Raw genomic sequence first — 24,147 nt, 5'->3', positions numbered from 1 at the left:
GTGGTCTCAGGGCGCCGCGGGGGCGAGCAGTCGGTCGGTCAGCCGCTGCACGGACACCTCGGAGGACAGTTCGTGCTCGTCGTCCGCGTAGGTGCCGTTGACCACGATCACGGCGCCGCGCCGGCCGTCCTCGGTGACCCCCATCCGGATCTTCGTGCCCTCGATGTCTCCGCCGTGCCCCCAGCGGAATCCGCCGCCGGGCAGCGGCTGGCGCATCAGTCCGAGCCCGTAGCGCACTCCGGGCATGACCTGCTCGAAGTCGGCCGGCATCGGCACGGTGTCGCACATCCGGGCGAGTTGGGCGGGCGGCAACAGCCGGCCCCGCAGCAGCGCGGTGAAGAAGCGGTCCAGGTCGGCGTGCGTGCTGATCATCTCGCCGGCGGCATCGCCCCAGGTCATGTTGCGGATGGTCGTGTCCACCCAGGCGTCCCGGTCCGCGAAGCGGTGGTAGGAGTGGGCATACGGCGCGCGCAGCGTCGGGTCGTCGCCGGGTGCGTAGGTGTCGGCCAGGCCGAGCGGGCGGACCACGCGGCTGTGTACCTCGTCCGCCCAGGAGCGACCGGTGACCCGTCGGACGATCATCCCGGCGAGCACGTAGTTGGTGTTCGAGTACTCCCAGTTCGGCGTCGGATCCGCCGGATCGGCGGGCGGGAAGCTCGGCGCGAACCGCATCGCGCCGGCGACCAGTTCCTCCGCACGGGTGCTGCGCAGCCGCGTCTGCTCGAAGCCCGCCGCGGTGTCCGGCAGTTCGTTGCTGTAGTTGTGCAGGCCGCTGGTGTGCTGGAGCAGGTGCCGCACCGTCACCCGGCGACCGTCGTTCCCGTTGCCGGCGACCACCCCGGGCAACCATTTGTCCACCGGGTCGGTGAGCGCCAACCGCCCCTCGGCGACCAGTTGCAGGACAACGGTGGCCACGAACGTCTTGGTCGCACTCCCGATCCGCAGTTGCCCGTCACGCGGTACGGGCCGCCCGGTGCGCAGATCGGCCGGCCCCGCGTGTCCCTCGGTGTACTCGCGCCCGTCCCGCGCCAGGATCGCGGCGTTCACGTAACCACCGTCCCGAAGCAACCGCTCCGCCTCGCCGCGCAATCGCTCTCGGGCGGGCGTCCGCTGCTCGGCCGCGGCCGCCGGCGCAGCCGCCGCAACCGCCGATCCGGCGAGCGCGACGGCCAGCGCACAACACCGACGGCGGCTCAGCAGGAACGGGCTGCCGGGGACATGGACCACGTGTGCGGACACGACGACTCCTCAGGGTTCACCGATACCGCACCACCATCCCGCGAGACAATCATGGCCAACTACCGTGTGGGCACCCGAAACCACGGTGGTGCGACCCGGTGCGTGAAGGGTGTGGCAAACCGAACCGGCGCACGGCCGGGCGCCGGGTCGAACGGTTTGGGGTGGTGCGGTGATTCCGGCGGGTGGGGGATCGAGGTCAGGGGCCGGTCAGGATGTGGAGTAGGCGGCGGGCCTCGGTGCGGGAACGGGAGGAGCCGGGGCCGGCGGCTTCGGGAAGGCCGGGGATGGGGCCTCGGGCGGCGGTGATGTCGGCCACGTGGACGGCCAGTTCGAGCAGGTCGGCGTGCCGGGTGGGTGGTGGGGTGGCGGCCAGGGTGTGGGGGAGGGCGGCCCGGAGGAGGTCCCATACCGGTTTCGGGGCGCCCGCGTCGGCGAGTTCGCGCAGGCTCGGGACGATTCGGGTCGGGGCGAGTTCGCCGGCGGCGGTGGACCGGCCGATCAGGTCGCCCAGGAAGGCGCCGTCCAGTTGGCCGCGTGCGGCGAGGATGGCCAGGGCGTCCGTGGCGTGCGTACGGTCGGTGCGATCGCGGGCGTTGAGGCCGTGCGCCAGGGCGAGGGCCAGGCCGGCCCCGAACGGTCCGTCCGCGATGGCGAGCATCGGCAGCAGGCGTCCGTCGCCCCGGCCGACCCGGGCGCGGTGGGCGAACTGCGGCACCAGGTGCGCGGCGATCAGGTCCCGATCGTTGGGCAGGAAGGACGGCAGGCAGGCTGCCCAGCGCCCGCTGCGGTCCCCGTCGTAACCGTCCACAAGCCAGTCCTCGGGCGTGTCCAGGCCGAGCCGGCTGCCGGTGGGGACCACGGCCAGCGTCGCGGTCATCGGCTCGGCGATCCGGTGGCCGAACCGACCACGATCGGTGCTGCGGCGCACGGCGCGGGTCGGGTCGGCCGACGGTAGATGCCCGGCGGCCAGTCGCAGCGCCGCCCGGTCGCCCTCGGCGGTGCCCAACGCGCGTGCCTGTGCCGCGAGTTCCGGCTCCGCAGCGATCGGCAGGCGACGCAGCGCGTGCTCCAGGTCGAACGGCCACGGCTGCCAGCCCTCGGCCGCCGCCCGACGCAGCCGGTCGACCAGCACGGCCGGGTCGATCAGGCCGTTCGCGCCGGTGGGGGTGGAGAGCAGGGCGGGACGGGGTGCATGGGCCACGCCGACCGCGATCGCCCGCAGCCGGCGGGCGTAGACCTCGTGCAGCGGCGTCGACTCGGGCCGGCGCAGCAGGGCCCGCCAGTGCCGGTCGCCGGGTGTCGGGTCGGTGCCCGGGTAGGGGGCGCCGAATGCGCCTCGCGCGGGTGCCTGGGCGGCCGCGACCACCAGCATCAGTTCGTCCGCGTGGTGCAGTCGCCGATAGGGGTCGTCGATCGAACCCGCGGGAAGCTCGGTCGGCAGGTACGCGTCCCGGGCGAAGAGCGGCGCAAGCGCGGCCCGCACTCCCGACCGGTCCACGGCGCCGAGTGCGACGAGCGCGGCGAGTACCCGCTCGACCCCGACCGGATCGAGTTCCTCCCGGGACTGCCGGCGCAGCACCGCGATCTCGACCGCCAACTCGGCCGCGTCCACGATGGGCGCCGGCATCTCCTCGGGAACGTACGCCGGCATCGGGAGCGGCACCGGCGCGGCGGAACCGTCGTCGGCGCCCAGCTCGGCCCGTTGGTCGGCGGGCAACTGCCGGGCGGCGGCGAGGAGGTCGGCCCGAGCCCGCGGGTCCGCGTGGTCGATCCAGCGAAGCGCCGAGGAGACGGCTCGTTGCTGGAGGTCCGCGGCCTGCCGGCCGAACGCGACGGCGAGCACCGACAGCGCCGCGCCCGCGCGTGCCGCCGGGTCGCGCGCGGTCAGCGTGTCCAGCCAACCGAGCGCGGTGCGGACGAGTTTCTTCTCGGTCCGGGTACAGGCCGCCTCGACGGCGCTCAGGGCGATCTCCGGCGGCAGCGACCCCGCCCGATCGGCCCGGATCAGCGCCGCCAGGGCGGCATTCGCCACCCGGCCCGGCGCCATCGTGGTCACGGCCACCAACTCCTGCGCATGCGTGCCGATTTCGTTCGCAGTGAGGTCGAGGGCGGTGAATACGCGCAGGTAGCCGGCCAGTTCGCTGGTCCGACCGGGACTGCCGAGTCGGGTCACGCACGCGGCCACCACGTCCGCGCGATCGACGTGCCCCTCGGCGATCAGGGCCGGGAACGCTTCCGGCCACCAGTGCGATGCGTCGAAGAACGAACCCACACCCGGAACCTCGAACAGACGCAGCAACAACGCGCCACACTCCGCACGGTCGGAGGGGAACATCGCAGCCGGCAACGTCGTTCCCGCCACCGTGGATCGCGATGTCGCCGAACCCACGGACACGGAACCCATCGACAACAAACCCATCGACGTGGATCCCGATGTCGAACCCGCGGACCGCGAACCGCCGAACGTGGAATCCACCGACAACAGCCGGGCGGCGCGAGGTTCGTCCAGCCAGGTCAGCACGTACCCGTCGCTCGGCGGCGGGGCCGAGCCGGTCTCCGCCGCCAGCGCCCGGACCAGCAGGAATCGGGCCCGATCGAAGTCCCGGACGGGCAAGCGCTCGGCCAGCCGGGACATCAGGTTCGGCAACCAGGTCGGCGCCCGATCCCGCAGTGCGGTCATCACCAGTTCGGCCCCGACCTCGTCGGTGATGTCGTCCGACCACATGCGCAACCGGTGGCGTGCCAGCCAGGCGGCCAACGGCGCGGCGCCCGGCAGTACCGCCGCGCCCGCCACGGCCAACGCCGGACCACGCCGCCACAGGGTGCTGTCGCGACGCGCGTTTCGTTCGTAGGCGACGAGCGGATCGACCAGGGCCCTGCGGCCGGCGGTGTCGAGTCCGTGCATCGCCGCGCCGACCTCGCGCGGGTCCTGGGCCTCGATCAGCTTGTGTAGCGTCGCCCACTCGGTCATCCGGTCCCCACCGCTCCGATCCCACAGCTCCGACTTCGCAGTCGCGCCGTCGCGCGACCCCGCATACGGTGCCGGCGCGTCCCGACATCGGCGAGCCCCGGCGGCCACGGCCGGCGAACCTCCCGGCACCGCAGCCCGCACCGCTCCCGGCACAGCATTCGGCACAGCTTCGGCCGAAGCCGACGCGTGCGGTATTAGAGTCGGGCCATGGCAACGACAGACGAGGGGACCGTACGCGTCGACAGCTGGATTTGGTCCGTGCGCCTGACCAAGACCCGGTCGCTGGCCGCCGCGGCGTGCAAGGCCGGGCACGTGCGGGTCAACGGCGACAAGGTGAAGCCGGCCCAGTCGATCGGGATCGGTGACGAGGTACGGCTGCGCCAGGACGGCCGCGAGCGGATCGTCGTGGTCAAACGCATCGTCCGCAAGCGGGTCGGCCCGCCGGTGGCCGCCGAGTGTCTGATCGACAACAGCCCCCCGCCGCCCCCGCGCGAAGAGGCGGTCGTGGTGGCCCGGCGCGACCGGGGCGCCGGCCGTCCGACCAAGCGCGACCGTCGTGTGCTGGAGCAGTTCCGCGAACGCTGAGCGATGGTGGGTCCGGCCCTCGGACCGGACCCACCCCGGCCGAGGTCAGGACCCGGCCGTACCGCCGGCCCCGGGGGATCCGGTCGTCGGCCCTACCGACCCCACCGGCCCCACCGGCGCGTCCGGTGTCCTCGGCGGCTCCCGCTCGGCCACCGCGCGCGGCAACGTCTCGCCGCGGAAGAACGCCGGCTGCATGAATCGATAGACGAGCATCAGCACCGCGCCCAGGAGCAGCGCGCCGATCCCGGTCAGGAACACCCCGCCCAGTTGCCAGTGCGGTGGGAACGGCAGGGTCCAGTAGGTCGTGCCGTAGTCCTTGTCCGAGTACACGATGCACGCGTCGATGAAGAAGTACGCCAGCAGCGCCCCGCCCAGGCCCGGCATGATGCCCTTGGTGATCAGATCGCGTCTGCTGCGGGTGAGTACGCGCCGGTGGAACCAGACGCACGCGAAGCCGGTGATGCCGTAGTAGAACGCGATGGCCAGGCCGATCGAACCGATCGAGTCGGTGAGCACGTTGGTGCTGACCCGGGTGATCGCGACGTAGAAGGCCACCGATGCGATGCCCATCCCGACCGTGGACCACGTCGGTACCAGGTTCCGGCTGTGCACTCGGGCGAAGTTCTGCGGGACGGCCCGGTGGGCGGCCATGGACAGCGTGGTGCGCGCGGTCGGCAGGATCGTGGTCTGGGTGGACGCGGCCGACGAGGTGAGCACCATGAACACGAGCAGCTTCGCCATGAACCAGCCGAACCCCTCGGTGCCGAACACGCTCGACCCGAGACTGGACAGCACATCCCCGGAGCTGTCCGGATTGGCCAGGCCGTTGCCGGTCTCGCCGGCGCCCGCGAAGGACAGCGCGGAGGTACTGATCAGCACGTAGATCAGCAGCAGCAGGACGGTCGAGATCACCGCGGCCCGACCCGGTGTGTGCTTGGTGTCCGCGGTTTCCTCGTTGATCGAGACGGCGGTGTCCCAACCCCAGTAGATGAACACCGCGGCCAGTACGCCCTTGGTCAGCGCGTCGATGGAGTCGATCTCGAACGGGTTGAACCAGGACCAGCCGATGTGCACCGAGCCGTCCGGGGCGTTGCCCAGGTAGACCTTCCACAGCGCGGTCAGGCCGAGGGCGATCAGCACCACGACCTCGATGGTCAGCAGTACCTTCTGGAGATCGGCCGACAGTTCGATGCCGACGTAGCAGATCCAGGTCATCAGGACGATCCACACGACGCCGGCGAACGTCGTCCAGAACGTGTCCTCGGCGAGGCCGTGGGCACCGATCAGTCGGAAGCCGTACTGCCCGGCGATCTGCGCGAGGTTGGCCATCACGATGACGTCCGCGACGATGATGGCCCAGCCGCCCATCCAGCCGGTCATCGGGCCGAAGGTGCGCGATCCCCAGGTGAAGGTGGTGCCGCAGTCCGGGGTGTCCTCGTTGAGTTCCTTGTAGCCGTAGGCGATCAGGAACATCGGGATGAAGGCCAGGACCATCACGATCGGCGATTGCAGGCCGACGCCCGCGACGATGATGCCGAGCGTCGCGGCGATGCTGTAGGCCGGTGCGGTGGAGGCGAGTCCGATCACGACGCTGGAGGCGAGACCCAGCGCGCCGGTCTTGAGGCCCTTCTCGCCGGCCGCGCGACGCAGCGGCGATTCGGACGCGGGCGGTCTCGAGGGGTCGATGGTGGCCATGGCGAACCGTCCTGTCCTAGACGGGCACTTTGTACCCGTTCGACCGAAAACGGACCATCGGAAGCAGGCCATCAGATTAGACCCGCCGGTAACCCGACCGGCAGCCCCGGAGCCCGGGAAAATCAACGGAACTGATGCCACGTCAGACGCTCCGGTCGGTGCGTCGACCGTCCCGTCGCAGGATGCGACGGGACGGTCACGTCGTGGCGCGACGGTGATCCCGGCGGACCCTTCTCGCCGCGCCCGGTCGCCGGTGCGGTGCGGCGAGGGCGCGGGTGCGGTGCGGCCCGGACGAACAGGACGGCTCCCGGATACGGCCTAGAGGGAGAGCCCGGCCGCTTCCCGAGCCGGGACGGTCGGCGACGCGGCCTCGGCGCCGTGGTCATGGGCGCGGGTACGCAGGCGCGAGTCGAGTCGGGCGGCGGCCAGCGCGGCCAGGCCCAGGCCCGCGCCGACCCAGGCGACGGCCGCGTAGTCGAAGCCGGCCGCGATCACCCGGCCGCCGAGGAGCGGGCCGATGGTGATGCCGACGTTGAACGCCGCCGTGTTGGTTGCCCCGGCCAGGGTGGGTGCGTCGGCCGCGATGGCGAACACCCGGGCGTTCACGGCCGGGTTGGCCGCGAATCCGGCCAGTCCGAGCAGGAATACCAGGACGAGTGTGGCCGGAACGTTCCGGGCGGTGAGGGCGAGCAGGACGCACACGGCCACGATGGCGCCGATGCTCGCGTACAGGGTGCCGAACGGGTGTTCGTCGGCCAGTCGTCCGCCCACGGTGATCCCGACCACCGCGCCCACGCCGTACCAGGACAACACGAGGGGCACCCATGCCTCGCCGATGCCCGTGGTGTTGGTCAACATCGTGCCCAGGTAGCTGAAGACGGCGACCACGGCACCGAAGCCGGCCGCGGTGGTCGTGTAGGCCACCCACAGTTGTGGCCGCCGCATCGCGCGCAGTTCGCCGCGTACCGAGCGCGGCGCCTCGTGGGCGGGACGCCCCGCCGGCAGGACCATGTACACGGCCACGGTGCTGAGGGCGGTGAGCACCACGACGGCCCAGAAGGCCGCCCGCCAGCCCGCCCAGTTGCCGATCATCGTGCCGAGCGGAAGGCCGACGACGGTGGCCAATGACAGGCCGCCCGCCACCACGGCCATCGCCTTGGCCTTCGCGTTCGCGGCGACCAGGCCGAGCGCGGTGACGGCGGCGACCGCCCAGAACCCGGCATACGCGACGGCGCTCACGAAGCGGGTGGCCAGCACGAGCCAATAGCCGGGCGCGAGCGCGCCGACCACGTGGCCGAGGATGAAGACGACCTGGAACGCGACCAGTGCGGTACGGCGCGGCCATTGCAACGTGGCGACCGCGAGCAGCGGCGCGCCGACGACCATGCCGACGGCGAAGGCCGAGATCAGCAGTCCGGCGTCGGGGATGGACACGCCGAGGTCGGCGGCCATCGTCTCCAGCAGCCCGGAGAGCATGAACTCCGAGGTGCCTTGGGCGAATATGCCCAGTCCGAGGATGTAGACGGCAAGGGGCATGGGGGACTCCCGGGTGGTTCGTGTTTTGTAATGAGCAGTTCAAAACGAAGGCGTGCGTGATTGTGTGATCGCCGGGATGACGGCCGGTGTCGCCCCCGCCCGCCGGCGCCGCCGGTGGGCGGGGGATTCTGCGATCGGCCTAGAGGGCGCCCAGGGTCGTGTTCACGATCGCTTCCAGGCCGGCGCGGTCCACGCCGCTGCGCGCGGCCAGGCGGAGGGCCGACACCGTGCCGATGACGGCGTGTGCGAGCGCGCCGGCGTCCTTGTCCCGGTCCACGTCGCCGTCGAGTCGGCCGGTGTCGATGGCGGCCTTGATCGCGGCGTGGCGGCGTTCGTAGTCGCGCTTGAGCACCTGTGCCACCTCCGGGTCGCGCCCGGCCAGCTCGATCGCGGTGTTCACGACCAGGCACCCGCGCCGGTCGCCGCTCGGATCGGTTTCCTCGGCCACCACCACGGCCAACAGGTCGCGGATCTTGTCGTGCACGGGCCGATCGCTCTCCAGATTCGCGACCTGGAGGGATGTCATGTGCTCGATGTAGCGACGCAGCGCCCGCAGGAACAGGTCGCGCTTGCTGGTGAACGTGTTGTAGATGCTGCTGCGGCCGAGGCCGGTCGCGTCGCACAGGTCCTGTGTCGAGGTGGCTTCGTAGCCGGCGACCCAGAAGGCTTCGAGCGCCGCCTGGACCGCTTCCTCTTCGTCGAACTTCCGAGGTCGGGCCATGGGAGAGACGCTAGCAGGTTTTGTAATGGGCGGTCCAATATGGTCGGGCGATTTGCCGGGGGGCAGGCGCCCTATGCGCCCGTGAGGCTCGGTGCCAGGGTGGTCGGATCGGTGGCCGCGCCGAGGAGGCGGGTGCGGATCGCGGTGCCGGCTCGGGAGTAGGCGCTCTCGTCGTCGTGCAGCATGCTGATGCCGTTGGCGGTCTCCAGGAACGCGATCAGTTCGAAGACGAGTTGGGCCGTGTCGAGGTCGGCCGGCGCGTCGCCGATCGTCTTCGCGGTCTCGACCTCGGTGAGCAACATTTCGCGCCAACCCCGCCAGGCGCCCGCGAGGGTGTCCCGGACTCGACCCGGCCGTGCGTCGAACTCGGCCGAGGCGTTGAAGAAGAAGCAACCACCGGGGAACACCCGATCGCGGGAGTAGGCGATCCAGCGCTCGGTCAGGCGCCAGAGCCGGATCAGACCGGCGGGCTCGGCGAGTGCGGGCGTGACCACGTGCTCGACGTAGACGTCGACGGCCGCGCCGATCGCGGCGAGTTGGAGCTCCTCCTTCGACCCGAAGTGCGCGAACACCCCGCTCTTGCTGATGTCCAGGTCGCCCGCGAGTCGACCGATGGAGAGCCCTTCGAGGCCCTCGACGGACGCGATGTCCGCTGCGCGGCGGACGATCGCCTGTCGGGTGCGATCGCCCTTGCGGACCCGCCCGTCCGTCGGGGACGCACTCACGGCCACTCCTACCCTCGGCGGTTCGACCGATCGGCTGATCGGCCGGACGGTCGTTCGACCGATCGCCGTCGATTATCTCCCGGCGCTACCCGCCTGCCCCGTCTCCGGGCATCTCCCGGCTCCACCTCTTGATTCCCGCTTCCCGGCTTCATTGCCCGGTCTGCCTTGACAGGATCTCGATGCTCAGTAAATAGTACGACCGGTCGTGCAGTTTTCAAGGACACGCTTCCCGTGGCCGGCCGCCCGCTCGCCTGCTCGCCCACTCGTTCGCCCGGGGCGCCGGGCGCCCACCGGCCACGCGTCCACCCGCCCTCGTCCATGGAGGTCGCCTCATGATCGACACCGAAGCACCCGCCACCACCGGCCCCGCCGCCGATATCGCCGGCCTCGACGTGCAGGCGTCGGACCGCCGGGCGACCGTGATCGCGCTGGATACCCTGCGGCTCGTCCGGCGTGATCAGTGGGACCTGCCCACCCCGTGCACCGGGTGGAACCTGCGTGATCTGCTCGGCCACATGGTCGCGGAGAACCGAGGCTTCATCGCCGCTGCCGCCGGCGCCACGGATCCGGACGTCTGGCGGGACGACGCGCTCGGCGAGGATCCGTGGGTCGACTTCGCCGGCTCGGCGGTGGGCGTCACGGCGGCGCTGTCCGGCCCCGACGTCCGCGAACGGCAACTTCTCATCCGCGAGTTCGGTACGTTCCCCGGCGCGGTCGCGATCGCGATGCACTTCGTGGACAACCTCGTGCACGCCTGGGACATCGCCCGCACGATCGGTTTGCCCGGCCACATCGAACCCGAACTCGCGCTGACCGCTCTGGCGTTCGCCGAGCGTTGGGAACTGGGCAGGCCCGGAACCGCATTCGGCGGCGCGGTCGAGCCGCCCGTGGACGCGACACCGGGGGAGCGTCTCGTCGCGCTGCTCGGCCGCACGCCGCACCGGCGGTCGGCATGAGTGCCGTCGAGGCGTCCGCGCGGATCACCCTGCGCGCCACCGGCACGTTGTCCCCGCGGGCGGCCGGCGCGCTGGCGTACCTGCTGTTCCGGCGTCCGTTCGTGCGAGGTCGGGTGCGGCCCGCCGAGCGTTCGGCACACATGTTCGCGACCACCGACACGATGTACGTCGGCGGCAAGCGGGTGGTCACCTATCGGTGGGGCAACGGCGCGGAGCCGGTGCTCCTCCTGCACGGCTGGCAGTCGCGCGCCTCGCGATTCGCGCCGTTCGTCGAGGAGTTGCGGGCTCGCGGGCTGACCCCGATCGGGTTCGACGCGCCGGGACACGGGGATTCCGGCGGGACGAGCACGACCGTCCTCGAATATGCCGAGATCGCTCGCCGACTCCAGGACGAATACGGCGACTTCCGGGCGGTGCTCGCGCATTCCTTCGGCGTGCTCGGCGCGTTCCAGGCGCTGCGCTCGGGTGTACGGGCCGATCGGGTCGTGGCGGTGGCCGGGGTCTGCGACATGGAGTACCTGTTGGACCGGTTCAGCGTCGAACTCGACCTCGACCCACGGGTCAAGGCCATGGTGCGGGAGCGGGCGGACGCTCGCCTCCTGGCGCCGGAGTCGGCCATCTGGCAGCGGTTCTCCGCTTCCTCCGGAGCCGGTCCGGAGCGGGTGCCGATCCTGGTCGTGCACGACGAGGACGACGCGATGGCGGTGGCCGACCAGGGATATCGACTGGCGGCGGCCTACCCCGACCAGGCCCGACTGTTCGTGACCCGAGGACTGGGCCACAACCGGGTACTGGGCGACGCCGCGGTACTCGCCGAGGTGCTCCGCTTCCTCGACGCACCTCGACGGGAGCCCATGATGGAGTGCGTCTAGGCCGTGTCCGGCGAGGCATGGTGGCAGGCTTCGTCGGGCGTTCACCGAGGCCATTCGCCGGCCCGCCGGTTCGTGGGCCAGGGCACCGGCCACGGGTAACGATCCAGGTTTCGCGCGGGCGGCACCACGACGGGCGTCCCGTCGTCGAGGATCCGGTTGTACCGCAGCGCGAAGTAGTTCGCGGTCGGGTGGCCCGCGAGCAGCGGATCGGCGAAGCTGCCGGTGTCCTTGGCCATGTCGGAGTTCGAGTTGGCCATCTGGATGTAGGTGAACGTGCCCGCGTCGCGGCTCACCCACCCGGTGAAGAGCACCACGTGGCCGTCGTCGGTGTCGTCGAGCGCGTCACCCGGGAGCAGGTTGTCCCGCTCGATCCGGCCGGTGACCGAACGCCGATCGAGAGTGTCGGTGTCGACGTCCGTGTTCGGGAGATGCCAGGCCATGGCGACCATGCCCGAACAATCCGTGCGGTAGTCGTGCGTGCCTTCCCGGTCCGGGGCTTCGGCTCCCTGGTCGTACTGGACGCCGCGGTCGTACCAGTCCTCGGCGCGCTCCAGGACCTCGGAACGGGTGATGCTCCCGCCTGCTTCGGAGAAGGGCGGTGCGGCGGCTCCGGAAGGGGCGGCGGCGGGAACCGCGGCTTCCGCCGCCGGTGCGGCGGGCCCGCCGAGCACGGCGGTGACGAGGAGCGGGAGAGCGACCAGGGCACGCGTGCGGCAATATGCGCCGAACATGATGATGTGGTGCATTCGTCCAGAGTTGGACATATTGGCGCGCTCGTGGTGGACCGCAACGCGGGTCGGCCCGGGAAATCACGACGCGGGCGGCCCGGCGGCGATCGGCGCACCGGGCGCGACGTGGTGCGGGCGACGCCGGCAGGTGCCGGTTCTCCCCGCCCGGGGATCAAGTGTCGAGCGCCGCTCGGGAAGCGGCCAGGGCGGTGCCTTCGATCGACGCGGGCGGCGTGCGGCCGGCCGCCAGGTGACGACGGACCGCCGCGTACGGGATGTCCACCAGCGCGAAGGTGACCCGCTCCAGCGCGACCGAGGTGACCCGGCCGAAGCGCGCGCGCGTGTGCGTGCGCAGCGCGTCGGCCACGGCGTCGTTGAGCGTGGTCGGCTCCGAGCCCGGTTCGTCGGGCCAACGCGCGATCAGATCCTCGCGTCGGTGCAGGAGCAACACGGCTGCCTCGTGCGGGTGTTCGCGCACCCAGGCGAACACGGCCCGGACCGCGCGGGTGGCCCCCCGGTCCGGGTCGGGGTCGGCGAGCGCGGTCAGGAACGGATGTTGGAAGCGCCGTACCGTGCGCACCCACAGGCGGGCCAGCAGCAGGTCACGCGACGCGAAGCGGTGATACACCGACCCGACCGGGGCCCCCGCCTCGGCGGCCACCGCCGCGACGGTCACTGCGCCGGCGCCGGTGCGGGCGATGACCCGGAGCGCGGCGTCGAGGAAGTCGTCATCGGTGAACCTCGGTTTGCGGCCCATGCGCATCCGTCCTTGACACTGTCCGCCGCTTGGCGTTTTCTGGAATTGGGATTCTAGTATGGATCGACCAATACGGCGAATGATTGATGGTGCAGCATGCCTAGTTCACCGACTTCACCGACTTCACCGACTTCACGGGCCGCACGGGCTTCATCGACCGCAGCGACGGCGTCGGCGCTCTCGGCCGCCTCGGCGCACCCGATATCCCCGACCTCACCGCCCGGCGCCCCGAACCCGGTCGATGCGGCGCTGCGCATCCTGCGCTCGTATTCGCTCGGCTTTCTGGCCACCATTGGCGCGACCGGCGCGCCGAACGTGCGCCTGGTGCAACATCTCGCGGTCGACGACGACGCGACGATCCGGATCGGCACGAGTCCGCGTTCACGCAAGGCGATCGACCTGGTCGCCCGGCCGGAGGTGTCCTACTCGGTCGAGGATCGCGCGGCGGTGGCCTACGCGACGTTCTACGGACGTGCCGAACTCGTCTGTACAGGACCGGAGTTGATGGACCACTGGGACGAGACGCTGCGGCCGTTCTTCCCGGCCGGGCCCACCGGCGGCGACTTCGCGCTCATACGCCTGGTGCCGCATCGAGTGGAACTGATCGACTTCACCGCCGGAATCCACCCGGACCCGTATGGGCTGGTCTCGGCGGTGTCGCAGCTGCCGTAGCGATGTGCACGACCGCGGTCAGGCCGGGAAGTCGAAGGTGTACCCCTGCTGAACCAGCCAGGGCAACAGCTGCTTGAGCGCCGCCAGGGTCTGCGCGCGGTCGCCGCCCGCGTCGTGCATCAGGATTATCCCGCCGGGCTTGAGCTCCTTCTCGGCCGTGGCCAGGATCTTGTCCGCGCCGGGACGCTGCCAGTCGCGCGTGTCGTCGGACCAGTCCAGCGAGCGCATGCCGTATCCGGCCGCCATCGCACGCACCTGCGGGGACCAGTCGCCGCCGGGTGCGCGGAACCAGTCCACCCTGGCCCCGGGACCGGCCGCCGCGACGATCTGGTCGTGCGCGGTGGTGATCTCGTACTTGATCCGGGACAGCGGGCGCTTGGCGATGCCCTCGTCGTGGGTGACCGAGTGGTCGCACAGCCGGTTGCCGTTCGCGACGACCTCCTTGACCAGCTTCGGATTGGCCTTCGCGTTCGGGCCCAGCATGCAGAAGGTGGCCTTGGCCCGGTACTCCTTCAACAGCGCGAGCACCTGCGGCGTCCACTGTGGACTCGGCCCGTCGTCGAAGGTCAACGCGACGGTACGGCCGCCGCCCGCGGTCTTGCGCACCAGCGCGTCCGGCACCAGCGGCGGCGGTACCGACACGTTCGGATCGGCCGCCGTCGGTGCGTCGGAGGGGGTCGGCCCGGCCTCGGCCGCCCCCTCCCGCCCACCGGGCTGGGCCGCCTTGTCGTCGGAGTCCGAGGAGCACGCTGCGGTGCCCACCGCGAGCACGCCGGCAACGGCGAGAACGGTGAGATTACGCAGGCCACGACGGGTGTTGAGGCTTGTCACCGGTTGACTCCCAGCACTGTTCGAAAGCGAGGACACGCTTGCGAACACGACCGGATCCAACGAAGGGGTTCCGTACCGGCGACCCATTTTGCGGCGACTTTGTGCGTTGTCGACCAGCCGCAGACGTGCGGCGCGCGCGGGGCGTGGGGCGTGGGACACGGCGCGGTCCGACCCGACCTGCCGCAACGCAACGCGGCGTGACCCGAGGAGACGCGGGCCCGGCGGCTCCCGGTCGGTCGGGTGGGCGCGGCTCGGGCCCGCGCCTCCTCGGGCCGCGCCGGATCGGGTGCGATCAGGTCCGGTCGAGGGCGGTGAGCGTGCCGGCCAGGTCGGGGGCTTCCGCGGCGGGGCGGTTGTACGGGAGCCTGCCGAGCACCGACGCCATGCCGCACGTGTTGGTGACGGCGGAGAAGATCAGACCGGAGCCGATGGCGCCGGCCAGCAGGCGGGCCTTGGGCGAGCGGCGGCCGGCGGCCAGGCCGAGGACGACCAGGGTCCCTGCGGCCAGCCGGACCTGACGTTCCATCGGCCACACGTTGCGGGCGCCGATCGGGCCGTCCAGGGCGTGACCGTCGGCGACCCAGGCCGAGGTGCCGCCGGTCAGGTGCGCAGCCTCGATGCCGGCGGCGGTCAGCTCGGCACGGGCGCGCTCCGAGCGGGCTCCGGACGCGCAGACGATCAGCAGGTCGGCGTGTTCGGCCCGCTTGAGCACCGGTACCGCCTCGCGCAGTCGGTCCAGCGGGACGTTGTGCGCGCCGGGGATGTGCCCGGTCGCGTACTCGCCGGGGGTGCGCACGTCGAGCACGGTGAACTCGGTCAGCCGGGCGCGGACCTGCGCGGGGGCCAGGGCGGTCATGATGATCGGGCCTTTCGACGGAGCCCGGCGCCGGACCGGGAGGGGCGCACCGGTTCGCGGCGGATCCTTCGGTCGGACACCGGGCGGCAATGTGGAACGCTACCTGCCGGTTGTGACTACCTTCGGGTAACGGTGGGGTCGAGCTCGGTGTTCCGGGTCCGGCTCAGGTTTCCGGTCCGCTCTTGATCTCGGTCCCTGTCGCGGTCCCTGTCTCGATCTCGATCTCGGTCTCCGTGTCCGTCCCGGTCCCGGTCCCTGTTCCGATCCCCGGAATGGTGCGAAGCCGGGTCGGGGGCCGGAGCGGACGGCGGAGCCGGAGTCGAGGCCGGGACCCGGGCCGGACCCGGACCACCCGGACCCGGTCCCGGGTCCGGAGCAGTGCTCGGCTCCGCGGTTCCCTCCGGAGCTTCGCTCCGGCCCGTGTTCCCCGTCCGTTCCAGCAACTCCGCGAGCAGTGGCGCCACTTGATCCAGTTCGATCAGGAAGCCGTCGTGGCCGTACGGCGACTCGACCACCCGTAGCGGACCCGCTCCCGGGATGCCGTCGGCGAGGGTCTGCTGTTGGCTCGGCGGGTACAGCCGGTCGCTGTCCACGGCCGCGACCACGGTCGGTGCGGTGACCCGGGCCAGGGCCGCGGCCACGCCGCCGCGATCCCGGCCCACGTCGTGGCTGTTCATCGCCTCGGTGAGGCTGACGTAGCTGCCCGCGTCGAAGCGTGCGGTCAGCTTGGCGGCATGGTGGTCGAGGTACGACTCCACGGCGTACCGCCCGGGCGGGGCATCGCCGGGTTGCCGGTCCCGGCCGAACCGGGCGGCCAACTCGGTTTCGCTGCGGTACGTGATGTGCGCGATCCGCCGGGCCAGGCCGAGCCCGCGCCAGGGCCCGGACTCGGCCGGCCGGTCGTGGTAGTCGCCGCCGGCCCAGCCCGGATCGGCCCGGATGGCGTGCACCTGGGTCGAGCACCACGCAATCTGCTCCGCACTCGCCGCCGCGGTGGTGGCGATCAGGAACAGCGCGCCGACCCGGTCCGGGTGCGTCACCGCCCACTCCACCGCACGCATGCCGCCCATCGACCCGCCCACCACCGCCGACCAGCGCTCGATGCCGAGCAGGTCGGCGGTGGCCGCCTCCGCCGCGACCTGATCGCGAACGGTCAACCGGGGAAAGCGACTTCCCCAGGCCCGGCCGCCCGGCCCGGGTGACGCGGGTCCGGTGGTGCCGCGGCAGCCGCCGAGCGCGTTCGGGGCGACCACGAAGTACCGATCGGTGTCCAGTGTGCGGCCCGGCCCGATCAGGCCGTCCCACCACCCCGGGGTGGGGAACCCCGGGCCGGCGGGCCCGGCGACGTGGCTGTCCCCGGTCAGCGCGTGCAGGACCAGAACCGCGTTGGAGCGGTCCGGGGCGAGCCGACCCCACGTCTCGTAGCCGACGTGGACCTCGGGCAGCACCTGCCCGGATTCGGTCCACAACGGCTGCGGCAGGGTCAGGGAGTGCGGTCCCGCCGGGGCGGCGGGAGTGGTGGGCGTGGCATGCGACATGGTGAGCCGTTCCGTCCGGATTCGCGGCTAGTGCGCCTGCGCGGCGCGGAGGCCGGCCACCAGGTCGGCGCGCAGATCGGCCAGGCCCTCGATGCCGACGGAGAGCCGGACCAGGCCCGGGGTGACCCCGGTGGCCAGCCGCTCCGCGTCGGTGAGCTGCGCATGCGTGGTGCCGGCCGGGTGGATCACCAGACTGCGCACGTCGCCGATGTTGGCCAGGTGGCTGAACAGAGACAGGCCCTCCACGAATCGGCGGCCGGCCTCGATCCCGCCCTTGAGCTCGAACGCGACGATCGCACCGGCACCGCGCGGCAGATAGCGCTTGCCCGCGTCGTACCACCGGCTGCTCGGGAGACCTGCGTAGTGCACGGTCTCCACCTCGTCCCGGGCCTGCAACCACTCGGCCAACGCGCTCGCGTTCGCCACGTGCCGCTCGATCCGCAGCGACAACGTCTCCAGGCCCTGGAGCAGCAAAAAGCTGGTCAACGGCGCGATCGAGGCGCCCACGTCGCGCAACAACTGCACCCGCAACTTGGCCGCGTACGCCCCCGGGCCCAGGTCCGGCCAGTAGCGCAGCCCGTTGTAGCTCGGGTCCGGCTCGGAGAAGCCGGGGAAGCGGTCCGGGTGGGCACCGAAGTCGAACGTGCCGCCGTCCACCACGATCCCGCCGATCGCGGTGCCGTGGCCGCCGAGGAACTTGGTCGCCGAGTGCACCACGACGTCCGCGCCATATTCGAGCGGCCGGAGCAGATACGGCGTCGGCACCGTGTTGTCCACCACGAGCGGCAGGCCCGCGGCGTGCGCCAGGTCGGCCACCGCCGACACGTCGAGCACGTTGCCGCGCGGGTTGCCCAGCGTCTCGGCGAACAGCAGCTTGGTCTCCGGTCGGATCGCCGCGCGCCACGCGTCCGGGTCGTCCGGGTCGTCGACGAAGGTGACCTCGATGCCGAGCTTGGGCAGCGTCCAGTGGAACAGGTTGTACGTGCCGCCGTACAGCGACGAACTGGACACGATGTGGTCGCCGGCGCCCGCGAGGTTGAGCACCGCCAACGTGGTCGCGGCCTGCCCGGACGCGGTCGCCACCGCCGCAACGCCGCCTTCCAGGGCGGCCACGCGCTGCTCCAGCGCGTCGGTCGTCGGGTTGTGGATCCGGGTGTAGATGTGTCCTTCCTCGGACAGGTCGAACAGCCCGGCGGCGTGCGCGGTGTCCCGGAAGACGAACGACGTGGTCTGGTAGATCGGCACCGCACGGGCCCCGGTGGTCGGGTCGGGCGAGGCGCCGGCATGCACCTGGCGGGTCTCGAAGGACCACGCCGCGGGGTCGTCGGCGGGCACGGTTTCGATGCCGGGCGGCGCGTCGGTTGCTTCGAGGGTCATCGGGAAACTCCTTGCGGGGTAAGGGAGTCGACGGCGTTGTCGGGTGCGCCTGTGCTCGGCGCTCGGTGATTTCGGGTGCACGACACTCGGGCACTCGACGGACGGGCGCTCCGTCCGAGCAGGACGGAGCAGGACGGAGCAGGACGGAACGGCGCGCGGCAGGCCGGGGCAGTCCGGTGGAAGCACGCCGCGGGTAGTGGCGATCGGGTACGCGCGATCGACCGCGGGCGCGCCGAACCGGCTCGCTACGCGGCGATCCGCGGACGAGGTCCGGACGCAGCGGGCCCGGGTGGGAAGAGCGGGAGCGGGACGCGGGGAGTCGGCGGGTCAGCGCCCGGACTCACACACCGCGCGAACCATCGGGACCGAAACGGTCACCGAGGTTCAGTGGGACATTCGACACGCCATGCTGGTCACGCGCACGAGATCCACGTGGCGGCGACTGACGAGCATGGGACTGGACATGGCCGCGAGTCTAGGCGGCCCGACCGGCATTGCGCCACGGGGTTGCCCACAAGACCCGGGAAAGAGCCGCCACGCGACCCGGAGGGCAGTCCCACGGGCGGTTCGGGGTGCGGGCGCGAGTGGTTTCGGCTGGACCGATGCGCCTTCCTCGTGCTTACATCACCGCCATGACTCCGCGTCAGGTCGCTTCCGCGCTGCTCGACCCCTTCTGGGTGGGTCGACGAGCCGACCACTTCGACCAGATCTGTCGCTGAACCCTGCGTTCGTGCGGCTTGCCGCCGCCGAATGAGCAGAGCGTGCCCCCGCCCCGCGTGACCCTCGTCGGTCCGCCGCGCCCGGGCCCGGCCCTGCCGCGTCGCCGCCTTCCGTGCCGCGCCGCCTTCGCACCCGATCCTGCCCCACCCGCCGCAGGTTCGTCCCGCCGTGTTCGGCCCGTCCCGGGCCGCCGCCCGGCGTGCTCGGACCGAGGCTGTACCGAGGACCCAGTCATGGCAACCACCGCACCGCCCACCCTCCCTGTGATCGATATCTCCCGATTCCGCGACCCCGCCGCGGACTCGGCCGCCTTCCTGGCCGAACTGCGCTACGCCGCACGTGAGATCGGCTTCTTCTATGTGGTCGGCCACGGCGTCGACCCGGAGCTGCGCGCCCGTGCCCTGGAGGTCTCCAAGCGCTTCTTCGCGCTGCCCGAGGCGGACCGGCTCGCGGTCGAGAACGTCAACTCGCCGCAGTTCCGCGGCTACACCCGCACCGGCACCGAGTACACCCGGGGCGGCCCCGACTGGCGCGAGCAACTCGACATCGGCCCGGAGCGCGCCGCGCTCACGCTCGGCCCGGACGACCCGGCCTATCTGCGTCTGATCGGGCCCAACCAGTGGCCGGCCGCGCTGCCGGAGCTGCGCGAGACGGTGCTCGCGTGGCAGGGCGAGGCGCTGCGGGTCAGCCGTGAGGTGCTGCGCGCGCTGGCCGCGGCGCTGGGCCAGGACAGCGGCTACTTCGACGAGTGGTTCGACGAGGAGGCCGCGGTACACGTCAAGGTCGTGCACTATCCCGGTCGACCGAGTGCCGACGTGGACCAGGGGGTGGGTGCGCACAAGGACTACGGGTATCTGGCGCTGCTGCAACAAGACGACGTCGGCGGCCTTCAGGTGCAGGCACGGGACGGGTCGTGGATCGATGCCACGCCGCTGCCGGACGCGTTCGTGTTCAACATCGGCGAGATGCTGGAGATCGCCACGCGTGGTTATCTGCGTGCCACGCAGCACCGGGTGATCGCACCGCAGCCCGGCGTGGACCGCTATTCGCTGCCGTTCTTCCTCGGCCCGCGCCTGGACGCGGTGGTCGAACCCCTCACCCTGCCCGCCGAGTTGGCCGCGGTGGCGGACGGCGTCACCGAGGACCCGAACAATCCGCTCAAGCCCGCGTACGGCGAGAACGCGCTGATCGGCTGGCTGCGTTCGCACCCGCGCGTGGTCGAGCGCTGGTGGGCGGACCGACTCCCGGCGCAGCCGGCCGGCGGCACGACCGATGCCGCGGCGTCGGACGCGACTCCGGGCGCCGAGTCGGCGGGCGCGGAATCCCTCGCCGCGTCGCCGCGCGCGGGATCCGTGGGGTCGGCGGGGGCGGCCTCCCACTCCGGGTCGCCGAGCGTGACACCCGATGTCGCCCCGGTGGGCGGAACTCCCGCCGCCGGGCCGACTTTCGAGACCCTTCAGGTGCACGCGGGTGCCCGACCCGATCCGGGCACCGGCGCCCGCGCCGTGCCGATCTACCAGACCAGCAGCTACGTCTTCCGGGACGCGGCGCACGCGGCCGACACGTTCGCGCTCACCGACCTGGAGACGCACGCCTACACCCGGCTGTCCAACCCCACTACCGCCGTGGTGGAGGAGCGGATCGCCGCCCTCGAAGGCGGCACCGCGGCGGTGGCCGTGGGCAGCGGCCAGGCCGCCACCACCCTCGCGCTGCTCAACCTGGCCCGGGCCGGCGACCACCTGGTCGCGGCGGCCTCGTTGTACGGCGGCACCCGCACCCTGCTCGAACACACCTTTGCCGACCTGGGTATCGAGGTCACCTTCGTCGACGACCCGGACGACCCGGACGCGTGGCGCGCGGCGATCCGGCCGCGGACCAGGGCACTGTTCGGCGAGAGCGTCGGCAACCCGCGCGGCAACGTGCTGGACCTGGCCACCGTGGCCGGCATCGCGCACGAGGCCGGCGTGCCGTTCGTGGTGGACAACACCGTGCCGACGCCGTACCTGCTGCGCCCGTTCGAGCACGGCGCGGACATCGTGGTGCACTCGACCACCAAGTTCCTGGGCGGCCACGGCACCGCGATCGGCGGGATCGTGGTGGACGGCGGCACGTTCGACTTCGGCGCCCACCCGGATCGTTATCCCGGCCTGGTCGCGCCCGATCCGACCTACCACGGACTGTCCTTCTGGGAGCGGTTCGGCGCCGACCGGGTCGCCTACGCGCTGCGTCTGCGGGTGCGGCTGCTGCGCGACCTGGGCCCGGCGGTGTCCCCGCTGAACAGCTTCCTGCTGCTCCAGGGCATCGAGACGTTGTCGTTGCGGATCGAGCGGCACACCGCCAACGCCGAACGGGTCGCGGCCTGGCTCGACGCGCGGCCCGAGGTGTCGCGGGTGGACCACCCGAGCGTGCCCACCAGCCCGTGGCACGGTGCGGCGCAGCGCTACCTGCCGCGCGGCGCGGGCGCCGTGCTCTCGGTGGACCTGGCCGGCGGCCTGGCCGCGGGTCGGCGATTCGTCGAGGGACTGCGACTGTTCAGCCACCTCGCCAACATCGGCGACGCACGCAGCCTGGCCATCCACCCCGCGTCCACCACACACGCGCAACTGGATCCGGAGCAGCAGGCACACGCCGGCGTGACCCCGGGCCTGGTCCGGCTGTCCATCGGCCTCGAAGGCATCGACGACCTGCTCGCCGACCTGGACCGCGGCCTGGCCGCGGCGACCGACCGCGGTGACCGCGCCGGAAGCGGCGTCGGTGTCGAGACCGGCACCGGTGCCGGTGCCGAGGCCGAGGCCGGTGACAGTGCCGACGCGGCCGTCCACGCCGCCACTGGCGTCGTTTCCGCCGCCGTCCGCGCCGAGAGCGCGACGGAGGGCGTGCGATGACGACGCGTCAGGCCGTACACGAAAGCCGGATCCGCAGTGCGCGCGGCGAGATCCATCTGCGGGTGTGGCCGGCCGCCGACGAGCCGGTCGCGGTCGTGCTGTTCCTGCACGGTCTGGGCGAACACGCCGGTCTGCACGAGCCGTTGGCGCATCGCCTGAACGCCGACGGGATCGAGGTGTGGGCCCCGGACCAGATCGGCCACGGCCTCAGTGCCGGCACCCGCGTCCTGGTGGAAAGCCTGGACGCGCTCGCCGACGACGCCGAGCTGATCCTCGAACGCATCGCAACCGGCCGCCCCGGCGTGCCGCTGATCCTGGCCGGCCACTCGCTCGGCTCGGCGGTCACGCTGCTCCTCGCGGGCACCCGCGCCGCCGCCGCACCCGCCCGCGCGCTCGTTCTGGCCGGCGCCGGAACCGGCCTGTCGGCGGGCGAGAGCGGCCTGCGCAGGCTGTTGGCGGAGCACGGCATCGACCCGATGTCGTTGCGCAAGGACCCGAGCGAGCTGTGCGGGAACGCCGAGTACGCCGAACGGCTGCGCAACGACCCGCTGGTGTGGTCCGGCGGCCTGCGCCCGGAGACCCTGGACGCGCTGGAGGCGGGCGGCGAGCGAATCGCCGCACTGATCGCCGCCGGCACGATCACCCGGCCGGTGCTCTTCGTGCACGGCGAGGCGGACGATCTCGCCCCCGCGAGCGCCGTACTGGCCGCCGCGAAGACGTTGCCGAACGCCCGGGCCCGGATCTTCCCGGGCGACCTGCACAACGTGCTCGCCGAAAACGACCGCGCCCGAGTGCACGACGAGATCGCCGAGTTCGTCCTGGCCGCCGCGCGCGACTGATCACCCGCCCGCCCGGCGAGCACCGGGCGAGGCACACCCCGAAACGCCCTTTCCAGCAAGGAGATCGATCCACCATGCGCCGCTCCGCGCTCCGCATAGCCGCCGTCCTCGCCCTGGCCGGACCGGTCCTCGCCGCATGCGGCTCCGGCGGCACGCCCACCCCCGGCGCCACCGGTGCCGACTCCCAGGCCCCGGCGCCCGCCGCCGGCGCGCTCGACCCGAACGCGACGGCCAGGGTGCGTCTGGTGCTGGAGCCGACCAGCCTCAACCTGACCAGCACGGCCGGTGTCGCGGTCGAGCAGGTCCTGCTCGACAACGTCTACCAGGGCCTGCTCAGCGTCGACACCACCGCGGACAACAAGATTGTGCCCGCGCTCGCGACCGGCTTCGAGACCTCCGCCGACGGCCTCACCTACACCTTCCACCTCACCCCGGGCGCCACGTTCCACGACGGCTCGCCCGTCACCGCCGAGGACGCCGTCTGGTCGCTGCAACAGGTGCTCGCGCCGGGCTCCAAGCAGCCGAACGCCAAGACCCTGGCCACCATCGCGAACGTCGCGGCGCCCGACCCGGCCACCGTGGTGATCACGCTCAAGCAGCGCGACACCAACCTGACCTGGGCGCTCACCCAACGGGTAGGCGTCGTGTACCGAAAGGGCACCGACTTCACCAAGCTGGACGCCGCGGAGAACGGCACCGGCCCGTTCAAGCTGGACGGTTGGCAGCGCGGTTCGGCGATCACCCTGGTGCGCAACGACGCGTACAAGGGCGCCAAGGCCAAGGTGGCCAAGGTCGTGCTCAGCTACATCCCGGACCGCAACGCCGCGAACAACGCACAGGCCACCGGGCAGACCGACATCGAGACGGCGGCCGAGGCCACCCTGCTCCAGCCGTTCACCGGCAACGACAGGTTCACCGTGCTGCGCGGCACCACCACGGACAAGTACACGCTGGCGATCAACAACGCCAAGCCGCCGCTGAACAACCCGGCCGTGCGGCACGCGATCCGGCGCGCGATCGACAAGGACGCGCTGATCAAGACGCTCGGCGGGGCCGGCGTCCGGCTCGGCGGTCCGATCCCCACCTCCGACCCGGGCTTCCAGGACCTGAGCACGATCGACCCGCACGACGCCGCCGCGGCGCGGAAGGCGCTGGCCGACGCGGGCGTGGGCAATCTCAAGTTGACGCTGAAGATCCCCAACATCTACCCCGCGGCGATCGGCGACGTGCTGGTCGCCAACCTCAAGGAAGCGGGCATCGAACTCACGGTCAAGCAGCAGGAGTTCACCGCCTGGCTGAGCGAGGTCTACACGGCGCGGGACTACGACCTGAGCCTGGTCAACCATGCCGAGCCGCACGACATCGCCAACTTCGCCACCCCCGGCTACTACTTCGGCTACGACAACGCGCAGGTGCGCGAGTGGTACGCCCAGGCCGTCGCCGCACCCGACGAGCGCACCCGTACCGAGCTGCTCAGCAGGATCGGCCGCCAGGTCACCGAGGACGCCGCCGCCGACTGGCTGTTCCAGGCGCAGACGTTGACCGTCGTGCGCAAGGGCGTCAGCGGCGCACCGCAGCACCACACCAGCAGCCGGCTCAACCTCGCCGGCATCGGGATCACCAAGTGACCGCCCGCAGCCGCCC

General features: G+C 71.9%; 19 protein-coding genes and 3 pseudogenes. 8 read left to right on the top strand and 14 right to left on the bottom strand.

The window, feature by feature from the left end; genetic code table 11:
- Positions 1 to 6: 6 nt before the first annotated feature.
- On the bottom strand, positions 7 to 1,239 hold the full coding sequence (locus ACIBM5_RS24475; protein WP_396008762.1) for a serine hydrolase domain-containing protein: 1,233 nt from the start codon (positions 1,237 to 1,239) through the stop codon (positions 7 to 9).
- A gap of 196 nt (positions 1,240 to 1,435) precedes the next feature.
- Entirely contained in the window at positions 1,436 to 4,210 is a 2,775-nt protein-coding gene (locus ACIBM5_RS24470; protein ID WP_396008761.1) for a DUF6493 family protein, read from the bottom strand.
- A 207-nt stretch (positions 4,211 to 4,417) separates the two neighbouring features.
- On the opposite strand from ACIBM5_RS24470, the gene ACIBM5_RS24465 reads away from it, so the two are divergent.
- A complete protein-coding gene (locus ACIBM5_RS24465) occupies positions 4,418 to 4,795 on the top strand; it encodes an RNA-binding S4 domain-containing protein (protein WP_391587801.1) in 378 nt (125 codons plus the stop codon).
- 45 nt (positions 4,796 to 4,840) lie between these two features.
- Here the strand turns inward: ACIBM5_RS24465 and ACIBM5_RS24460 are convergent, their stop codons facing one another.
- The 4 genes from ACIBM5_RS24460 to ACIBM5_RS24445 all read right to left on the bottom strand — a co-directional run bounded on the left by ACIBM5_RS24460 (position 4,841) and on the right by ACIBM5_RS24445 (position 9,472).
- The gene (locus tag ACIBM5_RS24460; RefSeq protein WP_396008760.1) at positions 4,841 to 6,490 is read right to left on the bottom strand and encodes an APC family permease; all 1,650 of its coding nucleotides are present in this window, start codon (positions 6,488 to 6,490) and stop codon (positions 4,841 to 4,843) included.
- Between the two features lie 318 nt (positions 6,491 to 6,808).
- Complete coding sequence (locus ACIBM5_RS24455; RefSeq protein ID WP_396008759.1) at positions 6,809 to 8,026, bottom strand: Cmx/CmrA family chloramphenicol efflux MFS transporter; 1,218 nt, start codon at positions 8,024 to 8,026, stop codon at positions 6,809 to 6,811.
- A gap of 139 nt (positions 8,027 to 8,165) precedes the next feature.
- Entirely contained in the window at positions 8,166 to 8,747 is a 582-nt protein-coding gene (locus ACIBM5_RS24450) for a TetR/AcrR family transcriptional regulator (protein WP_396008758.1), read from the bottom strand.
- A 71-nt stretch (positions 8,748 to 8,818) separates the two neighbouring features.
- Positions 8,819 to 9,472: a TetR/AcrR family transcriptional regulator gene (locus tag ACIBM5_RS24445; protein ID WP_396008757.1), complete on the bottom strand. Its 654-nt coding sequence runs from the start codon at positions 9,470 to 9,472 to the stop codon at positions 8,819 to 8,821.
- Between the two features lie 332 nt (positions 9,473 to 9,804).
- Here ACIBM5_RS24445 and ACIBM5_RS24440 point away from each other — a divergent pair, with 332 nt between their 5' ends.
- Positions 9,805 to 10,428 (top strand): TIGR03086 family metal-binding protein, encoded by a 624-nt coding sequence (locus tag ACIBM5_RS24440; protein WP_396008756.1) that lies wholly within the window; start codon positions 9,805 to 9,807, stop codon positions 10,426 to 10,428.
- Positions 10,425 to 11,300 (top strand): alpha/beta hydrolase, encoded by an 876-nt coding sequence (locus tag ACIBM5_RS24435; protein ID WP_396008755.1) that lies wholly within the window; start codon positions 10,425 to 10,427, stop codon positions 11,298 to 11,300. Before ACIBM5_RS24440 ends, ACIBM5_RS24435 begins: the two co-directional genes overlap by 4 nt.
- A gap of 41 nt (positions 11,301 to 11,341) precedes the next feature.
- Here the strand turns inward: ACIBM5_RS24435 and ACIBM5_RS24430 are convergent, their stop codons facing one another.
- The 3 genes from ACIBM5_RS24430 to ACIBM5_RS24420 form a co-directional block, all read right to left on the bottom strand.
- Positions 11,342 to 12,046, bottom strand: a complete 705-nt coding sequence (locus ACIBM5_RS24430) for a hypothetical protein (RefSeq protein WP_396008754.1) — start codon at positions 12,044 to 12,046, stop codon at positions 11,342 to 11,344.
- A gap of 154 nt (positions 12,047 to 12,200) precedes the next feature.
- The gene (locus ACIBM5_RS24425; RefSeq protein WP_396008753.1) at positions 12,201 to 12,785 is read right to left on the bottom strand and encodes a TetR/AcrR family transcriptional regulator; all 585 of its coding nucleotides are present in this window, start codon (positions 12,783 to 12,785) and stop codon (positions 12,201 to 12,203) included.
- Positions 12,786 to 12,838: 53 nt separating this feature from the next.
- Complete coding sequence (locus ACIBM5_RS24420; protein ID WP_396008914.1) at positions 12,839 to 13,078, bottom strand: hypothetical protein; 240 nt, start codon at positions 13,076 to 13,078, stop codon at positions 12,839 to 12,841.
- On the opposite strand from ACIBM5_RS24420, the gene ACIBM5_RS24415 reads away from it, so the two are divergent.
- A complete protein-coding gene (locus ACIBM5_RS24415; protein ID WP_396008911.1) occupies positions 12,987 to 13,457 on the top strand; it encodes a pyridoxamine 5'-phosphate oxidase family protein in 471 nt (156 codons plus the stop codon). The two genes, ACIBM5_RS24420 and ACIBM5_RS24415, sit on opposite strands and share 92 nt — an antisense overlap.
- 18 nt (positions 13,458 to 13,475) lie before the next feature.
- Here ACIBM5_RS24415 and ACIBM5_RS24410 read toward each other — a convergent pair whose 3' ends face one another.
- From ACIBM5_RS24410 to ACIBM5_RS24390, 5 genes and pseudogenes are all read right to left on the bottom strand, one after another.
- On the bottom strand, positions 13,476 to 14,288 hold the full coding sequence (locus ACIBM5_RS24410) for a polysaccharide deacetylase family protein (protein ID WP_396008752.1): 813 nt from the start codon (positions 14,286 to 14,288) through the stop codon (positions 13,476 to 13,478).
- A 292-nt stretch (positions 14,289 to 14,580) separates the two neighbouring features.
- Entirely contained in the window at positions 14,581 to 15,144 is a 564-nt protein-coding gene (locus tag ACIBM5_RS24405; RefSeq protein ID WP_396008751.1) for a rhodanese-like domain-containing protein, read from the bottom strand.
- Positions 15,145 to 15,575: 431 nt separating this feature from the next.
- Positions 15,576 to 16,675 (bottom strand): annotated as a pseudogene (locus tag ACIBM5_RS24400) (homoserine O-acetyltransferase); the annotation flags it as partial.
- 34 nt (positions 16,676 to 16,709) lie between these two features.
- Positions 16,710 to 18,059 carry a bifunctional o-acetylhomoserine/o-acetylserine sulfhydrylase gene (locus ACIBM5_RS24395; RefSeq protein WP_396008750.1) on the bottom strand — a complete coding sequence of 450 codons (1,350 nt, stop codon included), beginning with the start codon at positions 18,057 to 18,059 and terminating at the stop codon, positions 16,710 to 16,712.
- A gap of 384 nt (positions 18,060 to 18,443) precedes the next feature.
- Positions 18,444 to 18,524: a putative leader peptide gene (locus ACIBM5_RS24390; RefSeq protein WP_395864073.1), complete on the bottom strand. Its 81-nt coding sequence runs from the start codon at positions 18,522 to 18,524 to the stop codon at positions 18,444 to 18,446.
- Between the two features lie 488 nt (positions 18,525 to 19,012).
- On the opposite strand from ACIBM5_RS24390, the pseudogene ACIBM5_RS24385 reads away from it, so the two are divergent.
- The 4 genes and pseudogenes from ACIBM5_RS24385 to ACIBM5_RS24370 form a co-directional block, all read left to right on the top strand.
- Positions 19,013 to 19,837, top strand: a pseudogene (locus ACIBM5_RS24385) (isopenicillin N synthase family dioxygenase); the annotation flags it as partial.
- A 336-nt stretch (positions 19,838 to 20,173) separates the two neighbouring features.
- Positions 20,174 to 21,499: pseudogene (locus tag ACIBM5_RS24380) on the top strand (O-acetylhomoserine aminocarboxypropyltransferase/cysteine synthase family protein); the annotation flags it as partial.
- A 161-nt stretch (positions 21,500 to 21,660) separates the two neighbouring features.
- Entirely contained in the window at positions 21,661 to 22,503 is an 843-nt protein-coding gene (locus ACIBM5_RS24375; protein ID WP_396008749.1) for an alpha/beta fold hydrolase, read from the top strand.
- A 74-nt stretch (positions 22,504 to 22,577) separates the two neighbouring features.
- On the top strand, positions 22,578 to 24,131 hold the full coding sequence (locus ACIBM5_RS24370) for an ABC transporter substrate-binding protein (RefSeq protein ID WP_396008748.1): 1,554 nt from the start codon (positions 22,578 to 22,580) through the stop codon (positions 24,129 to 24,131).
- Positions 24,132 to 24,147 lie beyond the last annotated feature (16 nt).

Origin of the sequence: Embleya sp. NPDC050493 (assembly GCF_044458105.1) — a bacterium.
Taxonomy (GTDB): Bacteria; Actinomycetota; Actinomycetes; order Streptomycetales; family Streptomycetaceae; genus Embleya.
This window is presented reverse-complemented; position numbering and strand designations above follow the sequence as displayed.

Excerpts from the sequence above, each read along its gene's own strand:
- ACIBM5_RS24470 (WP_396008761.1), bottom strand. The coding sequence starts at position 4,210 with ATGACCGAGTGGGCGACGCTACACAAGCTGATCGAGGCCCAGGACCCG.
- ACIBM5_RS24465 (WP_391587801.1), top strand. The coding sequence starts at position 4,418 with ATGGCAACGACAGACGAGGGGACCGTACGCGTCGACAGCTGGATTTGG.
- ACIBM5_RS24460 (WP_396008760.1), bottom strand. The coding sequence starts at position 6,490 with ATGGCCACCATCGACCCCTCGAGACCGCCCGCGTCCGAATCGCCGCTG.
- ACIBM5_RS24455 (WP_396008759.1), bottom strand. The coding sequence starts at position 8,026 with ATGCCCCTTGCCGTCTACATCCTCGGACTGGGCATATTCGCCCAAGGC.
- ACIBM5_RS24450 (WP_396008758.1), bottom strand. The coding sequence starts at position 8,747 with ATGGCCCGACCTCGGAAGTTCGACGAAGAGGAAGCGGTCCAGGCGGCG.
- ACIBM5_RS24440 (WP_396008756.1), top strand. The coding sequence starts at position 9,805 with ATGATCGACACCGAAGCACCCGCCACCACCGGCCCCGCCGCCGATATC.
- ACIBM5_RS24435 (WP_396008755.1), top strand. The coding sequence starts at position 10,425 with ATGAGTGCCGTCGAGGCGTCCGCGCGGATCACCCTGCGCGCCACCGGC.
- ACIBM5_RS24430 (WP_396008754.1), bottom strand. The coding sequence starts at position 12,046 with ATGCACCACATCATCATGTTCGGCGCATATTGCCGCACGCGTGCCCTG.
- ACIBM5_RS24425 (WP_396008753.1), bottom strand. The coding sequence starts at position 12,785 with ATGGGCCGCAAACCGAGGTTCACCGATGACGACTTCCTCGACGCCGCG.
- ACIBM5_RS24420 (WP_396008914.1), bottom strand. The coding sequence starts at position 13,078 with ATGGTGGCCAGAAAGCCGAGCGAATACGAGCGCAGGATGCGCAGCGCC.
- ACIBM5_RS24405 (WP_396008751.1), bottom strand. The coding sequence starts at position 15,144 with ATGACCGCCCTGGCCCCCGCGCAGGTCCGCGCCCGGCTGACCGAGTTC.
- ACIBM5_RS24395 (WP_396008750.1), bottom strand. The coding sequence starts at position 18,059 with ATGACCCTCGAAGCAACCGACGCGCCGCCCGGCATCGAAACCGTGCCC.
- ACIBM5_RS24390 (WP_395864073.1), bottom strand. The coding sequence starts at position 18,524 with ATGTCCAGTCCCATGCTCGTCAGTCGCCGCCACGTGGATCTCGTGCGC.
- ACIBM5_RS24375 (WP_396008749.1), top strand. The coding sequence starts at position 21,661 with ATGACGACGCGTCAGGCCGTACACGAAAGCCGGATCCGCAGTGCGCGC.
- ACIBM5_RS24370 (WP_396008748.1), top strand. The coding sequence starts at position 22,578 with ATGCGCCGCTCCGCGCTCCGCATAGCCGCCGTCCTCGCCCTGGCCGGA.